The organism is Alcanivorax sediminis (assembly GCF_009601165.1).
In the GTDB taxonomy this organism is placed as follows: domain Bacteria; phylum Pseudomonadota; class Gammaproteobacteria; order Pseudomonadales; family Alcanivoracaceae; genus Alcanivorax; species Alcanivorax sediminis.
Genome location: NZ_WIRE01000002.1, coordinates 78,690 through 99,048, shown reverse-complemented (window position 1 = coordinate 99,048; position 20,359 = coordinate 78,690). Strand labels below are relative to the sequence as shown.

Sequence of the window (20,359 nt, the reverse complement as noted above, 5' to 3'; positions counted from 1 at the left end):
CTACAATCCCGGAACGGTAATTTGATAAACAGGGATACCATTTGGATAGCCTTGATCTTTCAAAGGAACACCAGCATCCAAGCCAAGACTTTGCGCGAGAGCACCCGACGGAACCGCATCACCGCTTGACACCTGTGGGTAAATAAAACTTTGACCACTACTATTCGTGGCATTGCCCGTTTTAATTTCGATAATCCCCCCAACCAATTCCTGCCCAGGCCGAACAAATACAATATCAGGCTTACAGCTATCTGATGAACATGCACTTGTAAACATAACATCGTTTTTAACTCTGTAGCCTTGAGATTGAAGCTGAGCGCTAATGTCAGCAACATAAGTGTCATGATGTTCACGATGCTGCAATATATTAACATCTGGTTGGCCCGCAGGATTTTGAACTTTGACCTTCACTCCGCCTGAAAGCGAGTAATAGCTACCGCCGCTATCTTTATATACAAGCAAACCATTATCATCAGCACCTACAGGTTCATATCTCCCATTTCGTGGCCCAGTTATGCTCCCATCCGCGTTCCTAGTATAGCCACTAGGCAATTTCCCAATAGGCATACTCTCTGTAGGTTTGACTATCCTAGCCTCAAGCAAATCATCTAATCTATTTAGAACCTTAATATTTGGCAGTCTATTCGCGCCATTTCCTAGCCCAAGAGCGATGGTGGTGTTATAAAGGTTTACCCCTCTGCGCATATCATCCAGCTCCAGATCATCCTGCGGCAGAGCAGGGTTATTCAGCAGGTTGGCGCTGTATAGCAGAGATTGCTGGAGGTGCTTCAGATCATGGTAGGCCTGAGTCGCCATAAGTGCTTCGGTGGACATACCCGGATTAGCATCCTGAATCGCCCGCAAATCATCTTTCGCTGCCTGGAATTGCCCCATCAAGGTTGGCACCAAAGCCTTGGCATCGTCGACAAATGCCTGATGATTACCACCATACAGCTGATTGATCAGCTTATAGGCCGCATCTGCAGAATTTAAGCTGCTGCTATCGTGAGCCGCTGCTTGCAGCACATTATTGACGTTACCATCAGCATACTGAAATGGGTTGTAGGCCGCATCTGCAGCAGTAACCTGACCCAGATTGAGAAGCTGGTTCTTATACTGCTCATGGGTCGCGGAAAAATACTGTTGACCTGTAGCCTGACCGTCAGCGCTTTGAATGTCTTGACCTGCCCCCAATTGGTTCAGCCAAGCTTCTGCACGCTCTCCAGATTTTGGATCAATGAACAATTCCTTGTTCCACTCCTCATCCACCATAGCCATAGCTTGCTCGGTCAGTTCTTTGAGTGCTTCACCTTCTGATAGACCATATTCTTCCGCATATTCCTTGTAGCTAACTTTGATTAACTTAAGCTCCTCCCGATGCAGCTGCCGGTTATACGCATCCGCTTGTTTAGCAATCCAGGCCCCATCATTGACGTTTCCATCTACTGCCACCGCACCTGCAAGGCCTGCCAGTTGTGCCCCGGCAGTTCGCCAAGCATTCACATTTTGGCTACCTCCAATGGCATTTGCCGCGCCAGACAGAGGAGTAGACAACAGCTGATTCAGACCTGCTGCAGCCGCACCAGTTGCAAAATCGCCGCTGGTGATGTTTGTAATCGCGCCGCCTACCGTGGAATGCATGGCCGTTCGACCCAAGCCTCCCTCTACGAAAAGTCCATAGGTAAAGGTATCCTTGCGAATGCCTGCACCCTCTGTAAGAAAATCAGCAGCATTACCTACTTGATTAAACGCCAAAGCAGAAAGCACGTTGTTGCCCTGACTCTCCAGATTCGCATTCAACGCATCGGTAAAGCTCGTTCCATAGATCGTGCTGCTAACGCCAGCATTCAGGCCAGCCTGAGCCGCATTGTGCAGAGTGAAGCCAGCCATTCCGGAGACAGTATCCAGATTAAAGCCTTTCGTCAGACCATTAATCGTGTCTGAATTTACCGCCCCTTCGCGGCCAAACGTGGCATACTTGTTGAACATGGCATCCAGGCCGACCGTCAGGCCCGCGGTAAGACCGGTGACCCCTAGCCCCTGATAGGTCTCGGAGTTATCCATGCTCTTCAACGCAGCATCTACACGACCTCCATTATTAATGGTGTTAGTTACTAGTGTCGTGGAGGCACTCACTGCCATTGCGGTTGCAGCAACGTTGCCAACGCCCGCTGCTCCTGTTGCCGATGCTGCAGCCATCAATGACCCAGAGCCTGCTGAAGCGCCCGCTGCCGAACCAATCGCCGCACTAGCTGCACCGGCCGTTACCGCTGCCATCACAATGGACACGATCAGCGTTGTCGCCACCCCCATGCTCTGGCTACTTTCATCCCAGCTATCGTGGATTTCCTGGACTCGATTCCAGTCCACATCCCCCCGGGCTTCCGCCTCCTTCAACCAGGCCAGATCCGGGTTATTCGCGACCATGCCGTCGATCATTTCACTGACCGTGCCCTGATCAATGTCTTTGAGGTCAATACTCAAGCCTTCCGCTGCCTGGATGGCCAGATTACCCTGGGCGACGATCTCGGACTGCAGCACGGTTTCATCAGTACGGCCTTCACTGGACATCTGGTTCCAGGATAAATCACCCTGACTACTTTCATGAGATTCGCGGTAAAGATCTTTGACTGCTTCGAACGTGATGTGGCCGCCACTCACAATGCTGATATCACCGCCGCTTTCAAGCCTGGCCGCCTGATAACGCTGGTCACCATCACTTTTGATGGTCAGGTTTCCGCCTGCACTCAGGGTGGTGCCAACATTGGTTACCGACTGAATTTCATCTCGCTTGGTGCTCTTTGCCCCGTAGTCACCGTCTTTATTATTCTCAAACAAGTGATAACTGGAGTTCTGCGCTGCCAGGAAGGCGATATCGCCACCCGCAGACAGTGACATATCGCCACCGCTTTGCAGGTGGCTGGCAATAGCGATGAGGTTGCCTTCGGAGGCTTTGATATCCAGGCTGCCGCCAGCATTAATGGCGCTTTGGCGCTGGTTAACCGTGCTATTGGTGATCTGTTTTTCTTCTTCGCTATCTTCGAAATGGTAGTTCTCGTACGACTCATTCGCAGCAGCACGGATCAGGATGTCGCCGGTCAATGCCGTCAAGGCGATGTTGTTACCTGCAGAGATATCCGAGCCGATGATGCCAATGCTATTACCCGCTGTGGCCACCACATCCATGGAAGCCTCAATGGTGCTGGCCAGCTGCCTTACTTCACTTTCTTGGTACTCACCTGCTGCATGTCGCCCATCAAAGCCCTCTCTCACTGCCAGGCTCTCAATCTGAATATTCCCTGCAGCCTGCAACCCGATGTTCTCACCCGCAATCCGGCTACCGGTAACCACGATATGCTCACCTGCATTCAGGGTGACATTACCGGTTGCCTCGATATTGCTGGCCTCACCATATTCGGTGCGCCAGTATTTATCCCCCTGACGTGTTTCTTCAATCAACGCAGAGTCTACTTCGTTGATAATGCTACCCTGGCTTTGCAGCGCGATATCCCTACCCAGAATAGTGCCGCTCTGGTTCTTGATATCGCCTTCACTGTCTACCAGCAGCAATCCACCGGCCTGCAACGCACCCTGATGGTTCACCACCCCTTTATCCCCGGCGATAAGCGTCATATCCTGTGCTGCAGCAATCACCCCGCTATTGCCGATACCCTCTGCTTCAAGCTGAATGCTGTTACCGGATATCACGGAGCCCTCGCGGGTGAGATCTGCACTACCAGGAGCAAGATATAGCACAGGCACCAGCACGCTGTGGCCAGCCACTACTTTTTCTTCCATCCAGACGATGTCGTGCTGGAGAGCGTTCACTTGATCTGGCATCAGGCTGACGCCAACCGACAGCTCCAGCACTTCAGCAGCGGCAACGGCGTTATTCATCAGCCAGCTGAACTGCTCCTTGTCGCTTTCGAAGTCAGGGTCGAGGAAGCGTGTTCCTGTTGCCGCAATGATGGCATCACGAATGAGTTGGGTTTCGTAATAACTGTCCCCCAAGCGTTTGGTCGTGACATTGGGTGTAAGACCCAGCCGGTCGATCAGGTACGAAGAACCCAGAAACCCATCCATGCTGGAAAACAGCGGATTGGTTTCAATCAGATAGGGGTGGTTCGGATCGAGATTGATCGAAAAGAGGCTATTGTGACGATCCAGTAACTCAAGCGTTCTAGAGGTGATGGTGTTGATGACACGTGCAATATCACTACCGCCCCAATCAACATAATCTTCCGGCGGCTCGGCGCCACCCCCGGTATCCTCACCGCCCGTATCCTGGGTTTCGTCAAGCGAATATTCATCCTGATCAAACTCGAAGCCTTCATCATCACGGGTAAGCTCCGCGTTTTCGATGCTATCTTTCAAGCTGCCGATAACACTTCCACCTGCGGCAATAACACTGTTGATGACCGTCGGATTACCATTTTCATCCAGCAAATCGACCGACTTATCCCGGTAACTGGTGTACTCCCAAGGCATCCAACCTGGGTCCGGGTTGTGCTTAAAGTTGTGCCAGCTTTTCCAACCAGATCGCACATTGAAATGCCTCTGCAAGCGAAAACTTTCATTGAGAAGCGTGTCACCTTCCAGGCGCATATCGCCCACAGATGCCAGCGTGCTGTATCGGTTATCGATAACATCGGCGTAGATGCTCATATTACGGCCAGATGATATCAACGAAGGCGAGTTGTCAGAATCCGGATCGATTACATCGTCGTATCGATTATTCCCAAACTGGTAATATTTAACGTAATTATTATCACAGGCCTCCCCTCCACCGCGCCAATCAAAGCGGCCTTCGCCACAGGCAGACTGCCAAACATTTAGCGTCCCCATGTGATTTGCCAACCGATCTTTAGTCCTGACTAGCATGGCATCATATTTCGCAGGCGCAATATCCTTAATGATTTGCGTAACCCGCGCGATGATCCACATGGTTTCTGCTAACGGGTTTTTGGCTCCCCCAACATTAATGGCTGTCGATTCACTCGTACCCGAATACTCGTAATAGCTGGGCGCTCGAGGGCCATTGTCTACATAGGTCACTACCCCGACCAGCTCCTTTCGGATTGCTTCAATCTGCGAAGTAGACAACCCCGCGCCCAGCGAGTTATTCAGATAATTGGTGTACTGGGTCAACCAATAGTTAACCGATGCATGACGCGGACTGGATGAGGAGGCGTATAGCGGGATCTGATAAACGTTCGGATCAAAGATGAACGCCCAATCATCAAGGGTTAGCTCCGCATTAGCCGCCATCAACTTGATAATGTCATTGGATGGATCACCGTCCTGCAGCGCCAGCCAGTTTGCTTCCAGAAGATCTGCCGCTGATACGTTGTAGTCTTTGCTCACGTTTATTTCGCGACTGTTATCAAGGTGTCGGGTAAAAATCGTGATATCCCCGTTCATGGAGACAATTTCACCCTGGTCATTTCTGACGAGATTGTTTTTTGCCAGATCCAGTGCTGCCTCAACTTCCTCTGGGGTCATATCCTCTGAAACCATAGGGTAGTCTGCCCCTATATAGATACTTCCCAGCGCCTGAATGCTCGACGTCTCATTGATCAACTCATCGGCAATCAACAGGGACATGTCACCACCGGAGCCAATCAGGGCTCCGCCCCGGTTTTGCAGCGTGTCTGACTGAATCAGGAGATTTTGTTCAGAACCCAGTACCCCGTCGCCATCAACCGCGTCAAGATTTCGCAGATTAGTCACACCTTGGGCAGAAATATCCAGCAGACTCTTTCCAACGACATTACCTGAATTTTGTATCGTGTTTTGGGCCGCAAGGATCAATTGATCCTGAGAGCGAAGAATGCTCCCTGTACTGTTGGTGATATTGTTCGCGCTTACAGACAGGCTGGTCTCAGCCGTGATAATGCCGCGATTCTGAATATCTGCTGACACGCTCTGCAAGGCAGAATCTCCACCGGAGATGATCTCGCCGTCATTAGCAAGATTGCCCTCAACAGTAACGGCAATTCCATCACCAGCACGAATTGTTCCAGCGTTTGAAATGGAGTCAGCGCTAGCCAGCAATGTCGAATCCGCCAGAATGTCGCCCTGATTTTCCAGCGCCGAGGCCACAGACACGTTCACATCAGTGCCCGCGATCTCGCCAAGATTGGTTAGCGTTTCGGTTTCCAGCGACAACGTTTCCGTCGCGTACAGCGCTGAGCCATCGCTGACCTGAAGCTCTTCCGCTGCTACTGCAAGCTGCCTGGCACTCACCTGCTCTGAGAGCACAGATAACGAATTGCCTTGCAACAACATCTGCTCACCAGCAACGGTGCGCCCATTCAGGTCGATGTCGCCGGTACTGGCGATCTGCATATTGCCCGTTGCACTGGCGTCAGAAAGGGACAGCTTCCCGTTTGCTGAGAGGTACATATCCCCGCTTTGTGCGGCGACAGGAGCATCCAGCCTTACTCCGACACCATCTTCATTGGCGATAAGGCGGATCCTGTTGGCATACATCCCACCCAGAGCAGTGGAATCAATAGCAAATTCAGGAATCTCTCCACCCACCGAATTCGCTGATGTTTCCAGGCTTTCGCGGTCCACTGTCTGTAAACCAGTAACGACATTAAGTTCCTTGGCATGAATCTGACCTGTCACCCTCACAGAGCGGGCAATCAAATCAAAGCGATCCGTATTGGAGGCATTGAGACCATTTTCACCAATAAGGATGTTGCCTCCCTGTACATCAAAGCCCTGCAGCCGCCCTCCTTCCATGATCGCCGTGCCGGTGGTCAGCGTGGCATGGCTGGTATTGATAAAGCCGCAACCGTTACAGGTAATGCCATTGGGGTTGGCGACAATTACATCCGCCCGGGCGCCACCGACTTCCATATAGCCTTTCAGACTGGACGGGTTGGTGCCGATCACTTCATTCAGGATTACGCTGGCAGAGCCATTGGTGAGATTCGGGTTACCCTCGATATAGCCGCCCAATTGGGTCTGGGTAAGCTGGCGGCTGTTATTCAGAATCAGGCCCTGGCTGCTCACATTGAGATCGTTGTAGAAATTCTGCGAGACACCCTGGCCATTGGGGTTCTGGATATTGACGATGGGCACGCCATTGGCGGCTTGATCCAGTGTGGGGCGGCCATTGGTGGAGTGCGTTGGGCTCACGGCTTCTGCGGCAGCCACCAACATCGGCTGCCAGATCAGCAGTAATGACAGACCATAGACCAGGCTGCGTTGCACAATGGACGCGTGTTGATCAGATTTCGGCATAGAGTGAGGCATGAAGCGTGTACTCGCTGTCTGTCAGTTCCGTTGAATGTTGTTCCATGGGCCAGGACACTTCAGTCGTGAAGCTCAAACTGCGGTAACCCAGCCGGACGCCCGTGGTGGCCGAGTCAATACGCGCAAACCCAAACTCATTGCTGTTGCCAGGTACAACCCCGGAGTCGTAGGCAACAAACGGGGTAACCGAGACCGGCCCGGTAAGCGGCGGATAAACATCAAACTGTACGGTGCCCGCCATGGCGGAGTTACCGCTAAGAGAAATATCCCGATACCCCCTGACCGCCGCGCTGGACGCGACGGAGAACCGTTCGGACGGGAACAAGGCGTCATCGCTGTACTGCCCGTTCAAACGGATCGACACTGCACCATATAACGGCTTTATGAAGCGATTGGCTGTAAGATATGTCTGATATCGCGTGTGCGAGATATCGGCAATCGAGATATCCCTCGGCAACATTGTCACTGGCACTACGGTGGATGCTGGCCCTGCTTGGCCTTCGCCACAAACGCTAAACATGTCAAAGGGCCGGCTCATGCCGGCCCTTCAGGTTTTGAGTAAAAATAGAGCTAACTCCAAGGTGAGCCCATGTTCCCATGATTATTTCATTATGGAGCTTGCGCTCCACATCGAGTAACACAACTGTAATTTGAGTGCGGCGATGATCCATCTCCAGCAAAGAGGGCCCCCACACTCCCCCAACCTGGTTGGTTTTGCGTCTGATCAAGCCGCATCGCCGTCACCCAATTAACCACCAATTTTTGAGAGATAGGGTCGAAATTTTGCACCACATTAAAACTCTGGCCATCCCTACCATGGACATATAGCCCATGATTTCCACCCAAGCCTTGCCCTACAAAATCACCGCTATTAACAGAGGAGCTACTAAGCAGCATGCCGTTACTGTGGAGGAAGTCATTGAATTGGTCCGCATTCACCGGGGAGCCGAACATATTCCAGGTGAAGTTTGGATTAGCTGCTGGGCCGAACACGATATTCTTGGAGAGCCCTACCGCGAGCAAACCTGAGTAGTTCAGCAAGTTACCCTGTGAGTGGTTGGCAAAATTTGCATGATCATCTCCTCTGGCCAGCATCACCTGATTCGCAAATATGCCCGTATCAACCGCCACATTTGTCGCCATCCATGATTGGCCGAATTCGATCGACAGTACGTCTTGAAAGCTTTCAAAAGCATCAGCAATCACACCTCGTGACGGGTTGTAATTCAGTGTCACCAATACCGACTGCTCAGGATTGCTTAACAGGTCATGGGTTTGCGTCACAGCGTTGTACGAGGCCAGCGCAGGGGTATTTAGCATGCCGTTTGTAGAATTCTGATAAGTAGCCGTTCCCGCAGCAATCGCCAGCGGGTTCGTGCTAACCATTGTCCCTGCCAGCTTTGCTTGCTGCGCAGAATTCATCAAATGATAACCAGGCGTTTCTGAAATCGGCACCCAGCCCAATTCCGGATTGGCCAGCATATAGGGATTGTCTGCCGAAGCAATCACCATCTGTTGTTGGTGTGCATCTCTCCCAGGCAATAACTGGCCTGGTAACTGTGCCAAAAGCCCGCCATAGTTCTGTGCGGTGGGCAGGATTCCCCATGCTCCGATTCTTTTATTGATTATCTCTCTCATCACCGTGGGGTTATCTACACCCGAGATGCGTACACCAAGGTCTACACCACGGCTTATCTCACCGCCTACTCCGCTAATCACTATCTGAGCATTGGTTCCTGAGTTTAATTGTTGCTCCACAATCTCGGCCCGACCCACTTCGCTGAAAAGACGATGATCTACCGTCACACCGAGGTCCAGCGCCCCAGTCTGCTGATCAAGCGTCACCACTTGCGACTCATTGATATCACGATTCAAAATGGCATAGTCAGCATGATCATCCAGACTCACTCCACCAACGGTGATATTACCCGCCCCAATCGTGGCCAGGGTCTGACCTTCCATGCGGCTCCCCGAATTCTGGAGACTGACTGTCGTTGTTCCGGTTGTCTGCTCCTTGCCCTTTAGATCTTCTCGCGTCCCTTCATATTCTTGCTTACCAACATTACTTACCTGCAGCCCAACACCCTGCTGTTCACTCTTACTGTAATCGCGCAGATCTTCGACCGTTAATGTTTCCGTAGTAAAATTCAGATTGCCATGGTCCACTAACGCCAGCTCACCAGCCTCAGCACTTTCTTCATAGCTGGCATTGGCGATCATGCCACCGATCAGGGTAGTGTCCCTGGCCGTGACCCGGCTGTTTTCGCCATCTGCCACCAGAATGGCACTTTGCTGATTGGTGCGCGCGCCTTCGCTGCTTCCTTCTGCCATGTTAAAACCCGCGCTGCCGCTAGCGGGTTTTCTCTCGTTTCCAGCACCAGCGATCCCAAGATTTGCTCCCATGCTGCTGTTGCTGCTGCTGTAGGTATCTTGCAGACTTTCAATATGTAGTGCTCCGGTTTCGATTTCAGCAGAGTTGGCGGTGATAAGGCCACCTTTCACCGTCAGGCTCTCACTGTTACTGGCCAGGTGGCCCACATTGAGCTGGCTATTAACGTACTGGGTAGCCTGACTTTGAGAGTCCGCTTCATTAAAACCGACATTGGCATTCCAGCTACCCGCCCCGCTGCCACTGACACTGAAGCCGGCAGTCTGGGTTTCTTGTTGGTAACTGCTGCTTTGCTCATTGGTTCCAGCACCGATCAAGATATCGGTGGCATCAAGCACCAAGAGGCCCGCATTAATATCACTACCGATGATGTTCGCCTTATCGGCATTGATACTCATCGCAGATGCAGACAAGCTACTGCCTTGCCAAGTCTTCTCGTTCGAGAAACTGGATGAGGTCGTTTCTGAATGTTGGGCACTAGCACTGGCATAGAAACCCGTGCCTGCTGTGGTTGCACCGGCAGCCAAGGCCTGCATGACGCCCAATTCAACTTGAACAAAGTTTGCGGAGGCAGCGGCAAGCATAACCCTGTAATCCTCCAGTGCCTCCTTCGCCAACTCGCCACGCTCTACCCTTCTCTCGGCGTCTTTCAGAGAATCTTTCGCATCGTCTACTGCTTTAGCAGCCTCATCGATTCGCTTAACGGCATAGGCAGCATCCAGATAGGCATTGCGCACGCTCAATGTCAGCTCGCTAGTCTTTTCGGTAAGCGTTTCACTGACGGTTCGCTCATCCTGCACCCCCGTGATATTGATCTCTTCCCCGGTCAGCGAAAGGGTTCCATCTTCCCCTGTCGCATACAGGTCTGCATTGATGAGGGTGATACCACCTTCGGCTTCAAGGAAAATCTGGTTTGCGCTGATACTGCTGCCAGTGTGATTGATATCTCTGATAACAGTGGCTTGCTCAAGCTCCGTCAGCCTTAACCCGCCAAGGCTGATTTCATCTTCTTTCAGGGAAGGATCAATGCTGGAAGCTGTTTCGGTGACATCCCGCTGGGTGGTGGTGGTGTCTGTAACTGCCGTATCCAGCAGAATGTTTTCTGCCAATACGACGACTCTTCCACTTTCTTGATCAGCGGCGATGCTGGAACCTGTTACCGCAATGTCATTCTGTGCCGATAGCTGAACATTCTCTGCCTGCAAGCTGCTTCCAACCTGTCTGCTCTGCTGAACTCGGCTTTCGACATGCTCCGACAACTCAATTTCGCTCTCTTTACCCGCCAGAGCCAAACCCGGCATGTAAAGGGCACCGAGTCCGATCATCGCTGAGCTCACCTTTGCCAGATCTTTTACTGGTCCGCGTAGCTCACGCGTTCTCACACTCCAACTTTCATTCTCCAGTGTCACAGTACCAATATTGAGGTTGTCGATACTTCCTCGCTCAATGATTGGGTGGCCATTCTCATCCAGCTTGAGCGCACCATTTTCATCTTTTGCGAACGCGGCTTCGCCAATGGTGAGATTCCCCTGAGCCTCGAGCTGGGCCGCGCCCAAGGTCACGTCATCTTGCGCATTCAGAGACAGGTCCGCCCCGGAAGTCAGACCAGCCTGAGCCAGGGTTTGGTTGATGCTCCCTGTATCACGAGTTTTTACTCTAGCCAGATTTTTGTCAGTAACCTGAGTGCGTGAAAATTCACTGCTTACACCGGATATGATGTTGATGCTCCCTCCAGACTCTGCACTCACTCCTTCAGCGCCGTAGCCATTTGAAGCAACAAGATCGATATTCCCCGTCTCCGTCTTCAGGGATAATTGCCCACCCGCCTGGAGCAGGCTTCCAACCTGACGCTGGCTTCTATTTTCAATTTCTAGAGTTCTGCTTCTGTCAAAACTGCTATCATTTTCCTCATAGCTATAGCTGTAGTCAGAATCATTCGCCGCCAACAGGGCTAGATCACCTTTCGCCATCAGCGACAGATCTTCATCCGATTTAAGGAGGCTGGCTATTGCCGTCAAATTGTTTCCTGCGGACAGGGAGACATTGCCACCACCATTAATTTCACTTCCCTGCTGACGGACACTACGTTGGATGTTATGGCTGGTTTCGCCATCATGGCGAACACGAAAATCATAGCTATTGCTGTTCTGTGCAGCTGCAATAAGCATGTCATCGCCTGAAGACAAACTAATGGTTCCATCACTGGAAATATTTGAGCCAATGATTGAAAAATCGTTAGCAGCTTCTGCCACGATATCCATAGTTGCACTGATCTCGCTTCCAAGATGCGCTACGCTTGACTCAGACAGCGCCCCTCCATGGTAGCTGCCTGACCGACCGGACTTGCTCTCAACGGTCTGGACAACAATATTTCCATCTGCATCAAGCGAGATCTCGCCACCTTCGAGGCGACTCCCTGAGATAGCAATATCTCCACCCGACTGCAACGCAAGTGACTCAGACCCACCTATAACAGCAGCCTTGCCAATATCAGTAGACCATTCACGACGCCCCTGCTCCTGAAGCTCGTGCAGACGAGTGAAGCGACGGTTGATAATATTCCGGGCACTTTTGATCGCGACCTTATCCCCATCCAAGACACCGCTGACATTAACGACATCGCCTTCAGAATCGATATTTAAATAGCCATTACCAGTAACGGTTCCTCCTACGTTCTGCATGCCACCTTCGTTCAGGCTCCAGTCAGCGTTGTCGCCATAGATAATGGTTCCTGAATTAAAGATACTGCTGTCATCGATAAGCATATGACCGCCTGAAGCGATCAATGCCCCGTTATCATCAACACCGATGCTTTGAGGAGTCAAATACAATTGCGGGACCAGTACCACCTCACCCGCCACCTCTTTTTCAACCATCCATACAATATCTTGAGTCAGTTTATTAATCTGCTCAGGACTTAGCGCCACCCCTACCGAAAGTTGCAATTCTTCAGCCGCAAATGCGCCATTCTCAAGAAGAAAACGGTACTGTTCATTTTCGTTCGTATATTCATTGCTAAGGAACACTCGCCCTGTTGACGCGATGATCTGTTGACGTATCAGCTGCTGCTCATAGTAGCCATCCCCCAATAACCGAATAGCATTGTCTGGCTCCCATGCCAGCCTTTCCAACATGTACTCGGAGCCCAGCAAGCCTTCTTGACTGGCAAAAAAGGGATTCGTTTCAATCAGATATGGATGATCAGGATCACCAATAGAGAAGAGACCACCATTTACACCATCAAAGTAGCTATCGTAATTATAGGAACTCCCCGATCCATCACGGACAGCAATAATCTCTTCTTCAGAACGCCCCTCTTCCTCTCGATGCCCAAAATCCCCATTGAAAATGGTGGAATCCTCAATATCCATATCTCCACCAGAGATAATATTGGCCCCAAGTATTTCGGTGGACTCAAGAGGCCGCTTGGTGCCTTGACCATCTTTCAGGTACCCGAATAGCTGGGTATCTTCACTGTCAATCAGATTGTCGGGGTTGTAACTCGGGTTATTCCTGTTCGGCACCAACCACATAATTTCTGCTGCAGGATTCGCTCCTGCACCACGGTATTCTGCACCTCCAGAGTAGTTGTTCCTGTTATAGGGCATCACATCCCATAAAACATAATCAACATGCCTGTCATCTGCGATGCCGATAATCGTTCGATTATTTGTCAGTACATATTCACCAGAATGCAGCCCCACGTTTTCCAGCTCTTCAACATTGAGAGTCATGTTTCCGAACGAAAGAATGTCGCTGGCTTCGTTGACCAACGTATCCCCCCCGACGAGCAAGTCATTCCCCGCCACCAACAAACTACGACCTGTACTCGCGTCATCCAGTTCACGATAAAAATATTCGTTCAGGGTATAACGCATATTGAAGTGCTCCCTCGCGCACTCCAGACATGTATAGGTCAAACTACCTTCATAGAGGGTATCTTCCCAGTCAAGCACATCTCTGATATTGAAAACTTGACCGGAAAATATACTGACATTACCTAGCCCTTCTATTCGACCGGATCTATTCTCGACAACATCAGCGCTTCCATTATTGGCAGCACTTATTGATATATCCCCGGTTGTATAGATATCCGCTAGTCGATTAGTAATACTATTTGCTTCGAGCGATATTTTATTATTGGAAAGTAGCGCAGCACCTGCATCATTAAGAATCGAATCTGCTTTAACGCTCAGATGCTCACGCCCTCCCAGCGTTCCGGTATTTGTCACCGAATTAGCGGATACAGTAACCCCCTTTTCTGCAACGATTGCCCCCTCGTTGAGATACTCATCTGCAGTAACAGAAAAGTCAGATTTGGCGAGTGTTGCACCCTGAGAATGAACTTGGCCTTGTTCTGCGGAGATTAAGATATCACCAGCAGCAGCCAGATCGCTGTGCTGGATATTCCCATCCGACGTCAGCACCAAATCCCCATTCTGGGCCGCGACAGGCGCATCCAACCTCACCCCCACGCCATCTTCATTGGCTATCAGACGAATGCGATTGGCATACATGCCGCCCAGCGCAGTGGAATCAATCGCAAAAGACGGTTTATCCCCATCGGTAGTGACATTGCTGGCCTCCAGCGTATTACGGTTCACCGTTTGCTGGCCGGTCACAATATTCAGTTGGTCTGCGTGCAGCTCACCTGCCACCTCTACAGAACGGGCAATCAGATCAAAACGGCTCGTATTGGACGCATTAAGCCCATTCTCACCGATATGGATATTACCGCCCTGCACATCAAAACCACTCAGGTTGCCGCCTTCCATGATCGCCGTACCGGTAGTCAGGGTGGCATGGTTGGTATTGATAAAACCGCAACCATTACAAGTAATACCATTGGGGTTGGCCACCACCACGTCTGCACGGGCACCACCGACTTCCATGTAGCCGTTAAGACTGGAGGGGTTCGTGCCGATGACCTCATTCAGGATTAAGTTGGCCGATCCACCTGTAAGGTTAGGGTTGCCCTCAATATAGCCACCCAGTTGTGTCTGGGTCAGCTGCTGGCTGTTATTCAGAATCAGCCCCTGACTTCCCACATTGAGTTCATTGTAGAAATTCTGCGAGACCCCTTGCCCATTGGGGTTCTGGATATTCACGATGGGCACGCCATTAGCGGCCTGATCCAGTGTGGGGCGGCCATTGGTCGAGTGCGTTGGGCTCACGGCGTCTGCGGCGGCCACCAGCATCGGCTGCCAGATCAAAAGCAATGACAAACCATAGCCCAGGCTGCGTTGCAAAACAGGCGGCTGCTGATCAGATTTCGGCATAAAGTGAGGCATGAAGCGTGTACTCGCTGTTTGTCAGTTCCGTTGAATGCTGTTCCATGGGCCATGACACTTCCGTCGTGAAGTTCAGGCTGCGAAAACCCAGCCGGGCCCCGGCAGTTGCAGAGTCAATGCGTGCAAATCCCAGCTCATTGCTGTTCCCAGGCACTACACCTGAATCGTAGGCAACAAACGGGGTCACCGAGACAGGGCCGGTAATGGGAGGATAGAAATCAAATTGAACGGCAGCCGCCATGGCGGAATTACCATTAAGAGCAATATCCCGATACCCCCTGACCGCCGCACTGGAAGCGACGGAAAACCGTTCCGACGGGAACAACATATCATCGCTGTATTGCCCATTGAGCCGAATGGATAAAGCTCCATATAACGGTTTTATGAAGCGGTTGGCTGTAAGATATGTCTGATATCTCGTGTGCGAGATATCGGCAATCGAGATATCCCCCGGCAACATCGTTGCCGGCCCTGACCCTCTACCCTGCTCATAGGTAAAGGTGCCCGCCAACTGGGTATTACCCCACAGGTACTTGGCATTGAATCTGCCACCCCAAGCACGCAAGTGGTAACTGCTGACCCGAATTACCGCATCTTCAAGGCGGTTTTCAGTGTCGGAATACGCGCCCAGCAAGGAAAGCGAGAAACGCGCCTTGTTGCTTCTGTAGAGGGTACGAGTCAGCTCCAGCCTGCTGGTATCCGTCGCCCCCTCGGATTCGAAGGACTGGAAAATCCCATCGATAGTATTCTCATACTCCTGGCGGTTGTAGCTTAACGCCAGATTCCAGTAACCGTGGCTGATGTCATAACTCAAACCCGAGCCCCAGGCCTGATCTGAAAACTCCGTGTCCAAGTCGGTATTCAGGGACAGGGAAATGCGATCCGGAACGCCGAGCAAGCCCCCCCAGTCAAAGCCGGCCTGAGCGGTGCCGTGGGTGATATCGCCGTAGTGCTCTTCATCCAGCACCAGGGTGCCCCGATAGCGCTGCGGCCACTGCGCCTGCCCGAGGATGATCGTTCCGCCCTGCTCCTCGCCGGGGGCCAGATCCATATTGGCATCGAGATGAGGCAGCCTGGCAAGGGTCTCCACCGCTTGCTCAAGATCCCTGAGATTGAGGAGATCGCCCTCCGACGCAGGAATAGCCCATTCCAGCATATGCCGGGACAGCCCAACCGCCTCAAAGTCTTCTACTCTGCCCGGCACGATCAGGAGCAGCAGGCTGCCAGTGGACACATCCTGCTCAGGAATCAGTACGCGACTGGTAATGAACCCCTTATCGATGAGGAGATTGGATAGGACGGCTTGCAGGGTCTGGATGTCCTGCATGGTCATGCAGCTACCCTGGGGCTGCCTGGCCACCTTGGTTATCCGGCGCCCAAAGGGGTGCGCCTCACCATCCAGCGTGGTCAGTTTTACGGTCTCGATGGCAAAGCAGGGCGCTGGTGCGTCAGACGCCTCGGGCAGGGGTACTTGCAGGGGGATCTCCTCCCCTGGCACCTGCATTTCTTCCAGGTGCTGCTGCTGACGCTGACGTTCCTGCTCTTGCAGACGGTCGAACATGCGCTGCTGCGCGCTGGGTTCCGCATTGACGGCCCCAACGAAGAAACAGCAAGCAGCGAGCACACCACCGCTAAAGAGTGCTTTATCCCCCAACATGGCTTTCCTTGCCTTAAATGATCACAATAGGAACGAGCAACGCTGAGTTAGAGTTATTAGCGCTGACCTCATTCGCAGCCGCGCATCTTACACTTTTGGGTAAACAAACGTGAACAGGGAACGATCTTGGCGTGAAACGGATCACACTGAGGCTGACGCTATGGCTTTTTGCCATCATGCTTTACTCGCAAGCGAGCGCCGCATCCATTGAGTCTTCATTAAAAACACTAGGCCAGACAGCCGCGACCGAAAAGGAACTGGAGGCCGCACTGCACGGTGCCCGCCACCTCAAACCTGCTGAACGTTTTGTCATCGAGAACCAGTTAAGGCTCCGATTGGCAGCCTTACAGATGCAGCAACAGGACTTTGAGCAGGCACGCAATACTCTCAAACAAATCAATACCGAAAGCCCGGCAGCCTTGCAGGCGAGTATGCTCATGGCTGAGAGCTATCGGCTAACCGGTCAGCCTGCCGACGCCCGAAGCTGGTTTTTGCGTACTGCCCAGCATTTTCCCTACCGCGCAGCGACACTGAACGGGTTGCTCAGTGCAGCACATGATGCACAGGACAATAACGCCGGACTGTCTGCCGCGCTCTATTCGGAAATCAGCCGGCAAAGCCTTTTCGCACTTGGCCAACTGGACCTGTTTCAGGAAAGCGGCGAGCTGGATCCGATGGCGATTATCTTCCCATCGCATCTTGATGAGGCCGTTCGCAAAACCCTGCTGCGACGGAGCTTGCGACATCCCCGCCATAATTTGCTGGCACAAACTGGCCAGCTCAAGGAATCCGTTACCGCTGTCCTGGCGCTGCGGCGACGCCACGATGTACTGAATAGCGAGCTCAGTGAATTAAGCCAGACTCTTGGCCAGTACCAGCAGCAACAGCAATCCATTCTGCAGCAGGTGGCAGCCGGGGACGCTCAGCTGGCAGCGCTGATGGCGCAAGTAGTGCCGAATGATCTGGGGCAGGAACAAGTCCGAATTCGCCAGCAGATCACCCGGCTCCGCAACCAGCAAGCCCGGCTGCGTGCGCAATTGGCCTTTATCGAGAGAAGCCAGCAGGCACTGCCCGCCATTGCCCGGAAACTGGAAAAGCAACTTCAGGATCTTTATCAAAACGCGCAGCAGCAACTCAGCCAAAGCCATGCTGCCGTCACGGACATCCTTGAAGAAACCGTTGCCCAATACCGTGCCGAACTGTCTGACCTGGCCGCAGAGGCGCAACTACAGCGATCTGAACTGCTGCTCTCCTCAAAGTGATCATGAACATGCCCACACTGAAATGCCCAAGCTGCGACCAGATCCTCACCCTCTCTGACAGCACCTGGCAGTGCGAGTCAGGGCATCGTTTTGATCGTGCACGGCGCGGCTACACCAATCTGTTGCTGGCCCAGCACCGGCGTTCCCGCTCACCCGGCGATGACAAGGACATGGTGCAGGCACGCACGGCATTTCTGGAGCTGGGCCGCTACCAGCCTCTGGCTGAGATGCTGCTCAGCAAGCTGCCAGCGGAACCCGAAGGCGACTGGCTGGACCTGGGCTGTGGCGAGGGCTGGTATACCGAACGGTTCGCCCGTCAGCTTGGCGCTGAGCAGGGTGTCGGGGTGGATATTTCCAAGTTCGCCATTGATGCCGCGGCCAAACGCAACAAGGCATTAACCTGGCTGGTGGCCAGCGGCGCGCGGCTGCCGCTGTTTGATCAGAGCATGCAGCGGGTGGTGGTGCTGTTCACCCGCTTGTTCACCGATGACATTGCACGGGTGCTGAAGCCTGGCGGCGAATTGATCGTTGTGGGCACGGGCGAGCATCATTTGATGCCGCTGCGCGAGGCCCTCTACGAAGATGTGCGCCAGTCTGGCTTTGATGCCGGAAAGTTTCTGGATGACCGCTTCTCACTGATCGACAGCGAGGAAGTCACATTCGAATGGACGCCCGCAGATGAGCAGGAACTGCAAAACCTGCTGACCATGACTCCTCACCACTGGCGCGCCAAGCCTTCTGCCAAAGCCGATATTGGCAAGCTGGCGGGCAAGGCCATGCCGGCGCACTTTATAGTGCAGCGGTGGGCGAGAGTAATTAATAGTTAATCAGCCCCTCGCCTGCCAAGTACTGAGTCAAGATACTCCAGCAGATGATCCGCATTCCCCACGGGTGCCCGATACGCCAGGTGGCCATCCGGGCGCATCAACCAGAGACGCGGGCCGTGCCCGAACGCCTTGGCGAAGTCGCCTTCATGGTCCTGCCAAATGCGGGTGGTGCCTTCGCGAGGAATCTCGGCATGGGGGGTATGCTGGGCGGCCACCACGGTCAGGTGGGCACGATTGCGGTAGTCCTGACCGAGCCGATCACTGAACGCATAGAGCACCAGTTTTTCGTTGTACTCCGGCTTCTCACTCAATTGCAGGATCAGGTGATGCACCGGCTTGCGCAGCAAATCATGAAGCTGATGCAGATGACCGGTTCGCACGGATTTCAGGCTCGCATCCGGCAAACGATCACCGGGCAGCGGCCCTTCCCGTCGCCAGCCCAAGTCGGATTCCGGGCCACTGGTCACGATGGGAGAATGGCGGTAATGCACATCCAGCTGACTGGCGGTACGCAGTATTCGGCTGGATAACCGGTTCCGACCACCCGCCAGTTTCAGCAGGGAATCCCGGCTTCGTCGCAGTAACGGCAGTTTGACCAACGAGGCCCGCGACAACATGTCCACACCGTAAATCATTTTTTCCGCCACGGGGCGCCGCTCCTGCTCATAGCTGTCCAGCAGCTCCCCACTACCGTAGCCATTCAGGTAATACCCCAGCTTCCAGCTCAGGTTGAACGCATCGGCCAGGCCGGTGTTCATCCCCTGCGCACCCAGTGGGCTCTGTACATGAGCCGCATCGCCGGCAAGATACACCCGGTTACGGCGATAGTGCTGGGCCAGGCGGCGCTGCACCGAGAACTCGCTGATCCAGCGTGGCGAGCCAAGATCCGGCTTCTCTCCCAGGATCGGCGCCAGCCGTTCCTCAAAGACGGAAACCTCCAGTGGCACGTCCGGCGGTGCGTCGGTGGCCATGATCAGCCGCCAGCCGGTGGGTAGCGGCAAGGCAATCAGCAGTCCTTCTTCCTGCAGAAAACCATGGGAGCTATCACTGCGCCAGGGGCTCTCCCAATCCACATCGGCCAGCAGGAAGTGTTCGCTGTATTCCACACCGTGGAAGCCGAGGCCAAGCTGCTGGCGTACGGTGGAACCCACGCCATCGGCACCCACCATCACGTCGGAGTGCAGGGTCTGCACCGCTGTTCCCTGGCGAATGCGGGCAGTCACTCTGGAGCCATCCTGGGTGAAATCCAGCAACTCGACCCCGCGAACCAGCTCGCCACCCAGCGCCTTGAAACGCTGAATAAGCGCCTCTTCCACATCCGATTGCGGGCAACTCAGCACCCACGGGTAGGGGGCATCCAAGGACGTCAGGTCCAGCTCGAACAGAAAGCCGTTGTCGCCATACACCGACACCGCCTTGAGCACCCGTGAGGCCTTGCGAATCGGCCCGAGGACATCCATGGCGGCGAACACTTCCAGGCTGCGCGAATGCAGCCCCAGCGCCTTGGACCAGGGAGACGGCGCGTCCAGACGATCAATGATGGTGCAGGCAATGCCCTGCCGACGCAGCCCAATGCCCAGTGTCAGACCCGTGGGCCCGGCCCCGACAATCAGTGCCTGCGTCGTGCTGCTCTCCGTAATGGCGATGGTACAATCTCCTCATTCTGC

7 protein-coding genes are annotated in these 20,359 nt (G+C 53.2%); 2 read left to right on the top strand and 5 right to left on the bottom strand.

Going from position 1 to position 20,359, the window contains the following annotated elements; all coding sequences use genetic code 11:
- From GFN93_RS14860 to GFN93_RS14845, 4 genes are all read right to left on the bottom strand, one after another.
- Positions 1-7,254: a two-partner secretion domain-containing protein gene (locus GFN93_RS14860; RefSeq protein ID WP_194285823.1), complete on the bottom strand. Its 7,254-nt coding sequence runs from the start codon at positions 7,252-7,254 to the stop codon at positions 1-3.
- On the bottom strand, positions 7,241-7,726 hold the full coding sequence (locus tag GFN93_RS14855) for a ShlB/FhaC/HecB family hemolysin secretion/activation protein (RefSeq protein WP_235902091.1): 486 nt from the start codon (positions 7,724-7,726) through the stop codon (positions 7,241-7,243). The genes GFN93_RS14860 and GFN93_RS14855 overlap by 14 nt, the downstream gene beginning before the upstream one ends.
- Positions 7,727-7,875: 149 nt before the next feature.
- Entirely contained in the window at positions 7,876-14,946 is a 7,071-nt protein-coding gene (locus GFN93_RS14850; protein WP_153502106.1) for a two-partner secretion domain-containing protein, read from the bottom strand.
- Positions 14,921-16,603, bottom strand: coding sequence for a ShlB/FhaC/HecB family hemolysin secretion/activation protein (locus GFN93_RS14845; protein WP_153502105.1), 1,683 nt, complete (start codon positions 16,601-16,603; stop codon positions 14,921-14,923). The genes GFN93_RS14850 and GFN93_RS14845 overlap by 26 nt, the downstream gene beginning before the upstream one ends.
- A gap of 131 nt (positions 16,604-16,734) precedes the next feature.
- On the opposite strand from GFN93_RS14845, the gene GFN93_RS14840 reads away from it, so the two are divergent.
- Together GFN93_RS14840 and GFN93_RS14835 are read left to right on the top strand one after the other, a co-directional pair.
- Complete coding sequence (locus GFN93_RS14840) at positions 16,735-17,865, top strand: tetratricopeptide repeat protein (protein WP_153502104.1); 1,131 nt, start codon at positions 16,735-16,737, stop codon at positions 17,863-17,865.
- 8 nt (positions 17,866-17,873) lie between these two features.
- Positions 17,874-18,692: a putative RNA methyltransferase gene (locus GFN93_RS14835; RefSeq protein WP_153502103.1), complete on the top strand. Its 819-nt coding sequence runs from the start codon at positions 17,874-17,876 to the stop codon at positions 18,690-18,692.
- Here the strand turns inward: GFN93_RS14835 and GFN93_RS14830 are convergent.
- Complete coding sequence (locus GFN93_RS14830; RefSeq protein WP_328594797.1) at positions 18,689-20,302, bottom strand: FAD-dependent monooxygenase; 1,614 nt, start codon at positions 20,300-20,302, stop codon at positions 18,689-18,691. The genes GFN93_RS14835 and GFN93_RS14830 overlap by 4 nt on opposite strands.
- Positions 20,303-20,359: the final 57 nt, after the last annotated feature.

Coding starts and splice junctions, on each gene's coding strand:
- GFN93_RS14860 (WP_194285823.1), bottom strand. CDS start 7,254: ATGCCGAAATCTGATCAACACGCGTCCATTGTGCAACGCAGCCTGGTC.
- GFN93_RS14850 (WP_153502106.1), bottom strand. CDS start 14,946: ATGCCTCACTTTATGCCGAAATCTGATCAGCAGCCGCCTGTTTTGCAA.
- GFN93_RS14845 (WP_153502105.1), bottom strand. CDS start 16,603: ATGTTGGGGGATAAAGCACTCTTTAGCGGTGGTGTGCTCGCTGCTTGC.
- GFN93_RS14835 (WP_153502103.1), top strand. CDS start 17,874: ATGCCCACACTGAAATGCCCAAGCTGCGACCAGATCCTCACCCTCTCT.
- GFN93_RS14855 (WP_235902091.1), bottom strand. CDS start 7,726: ATGTTGCCGAGGGATATCTCGATTGCCGATATCTCGCACACGCGATAT.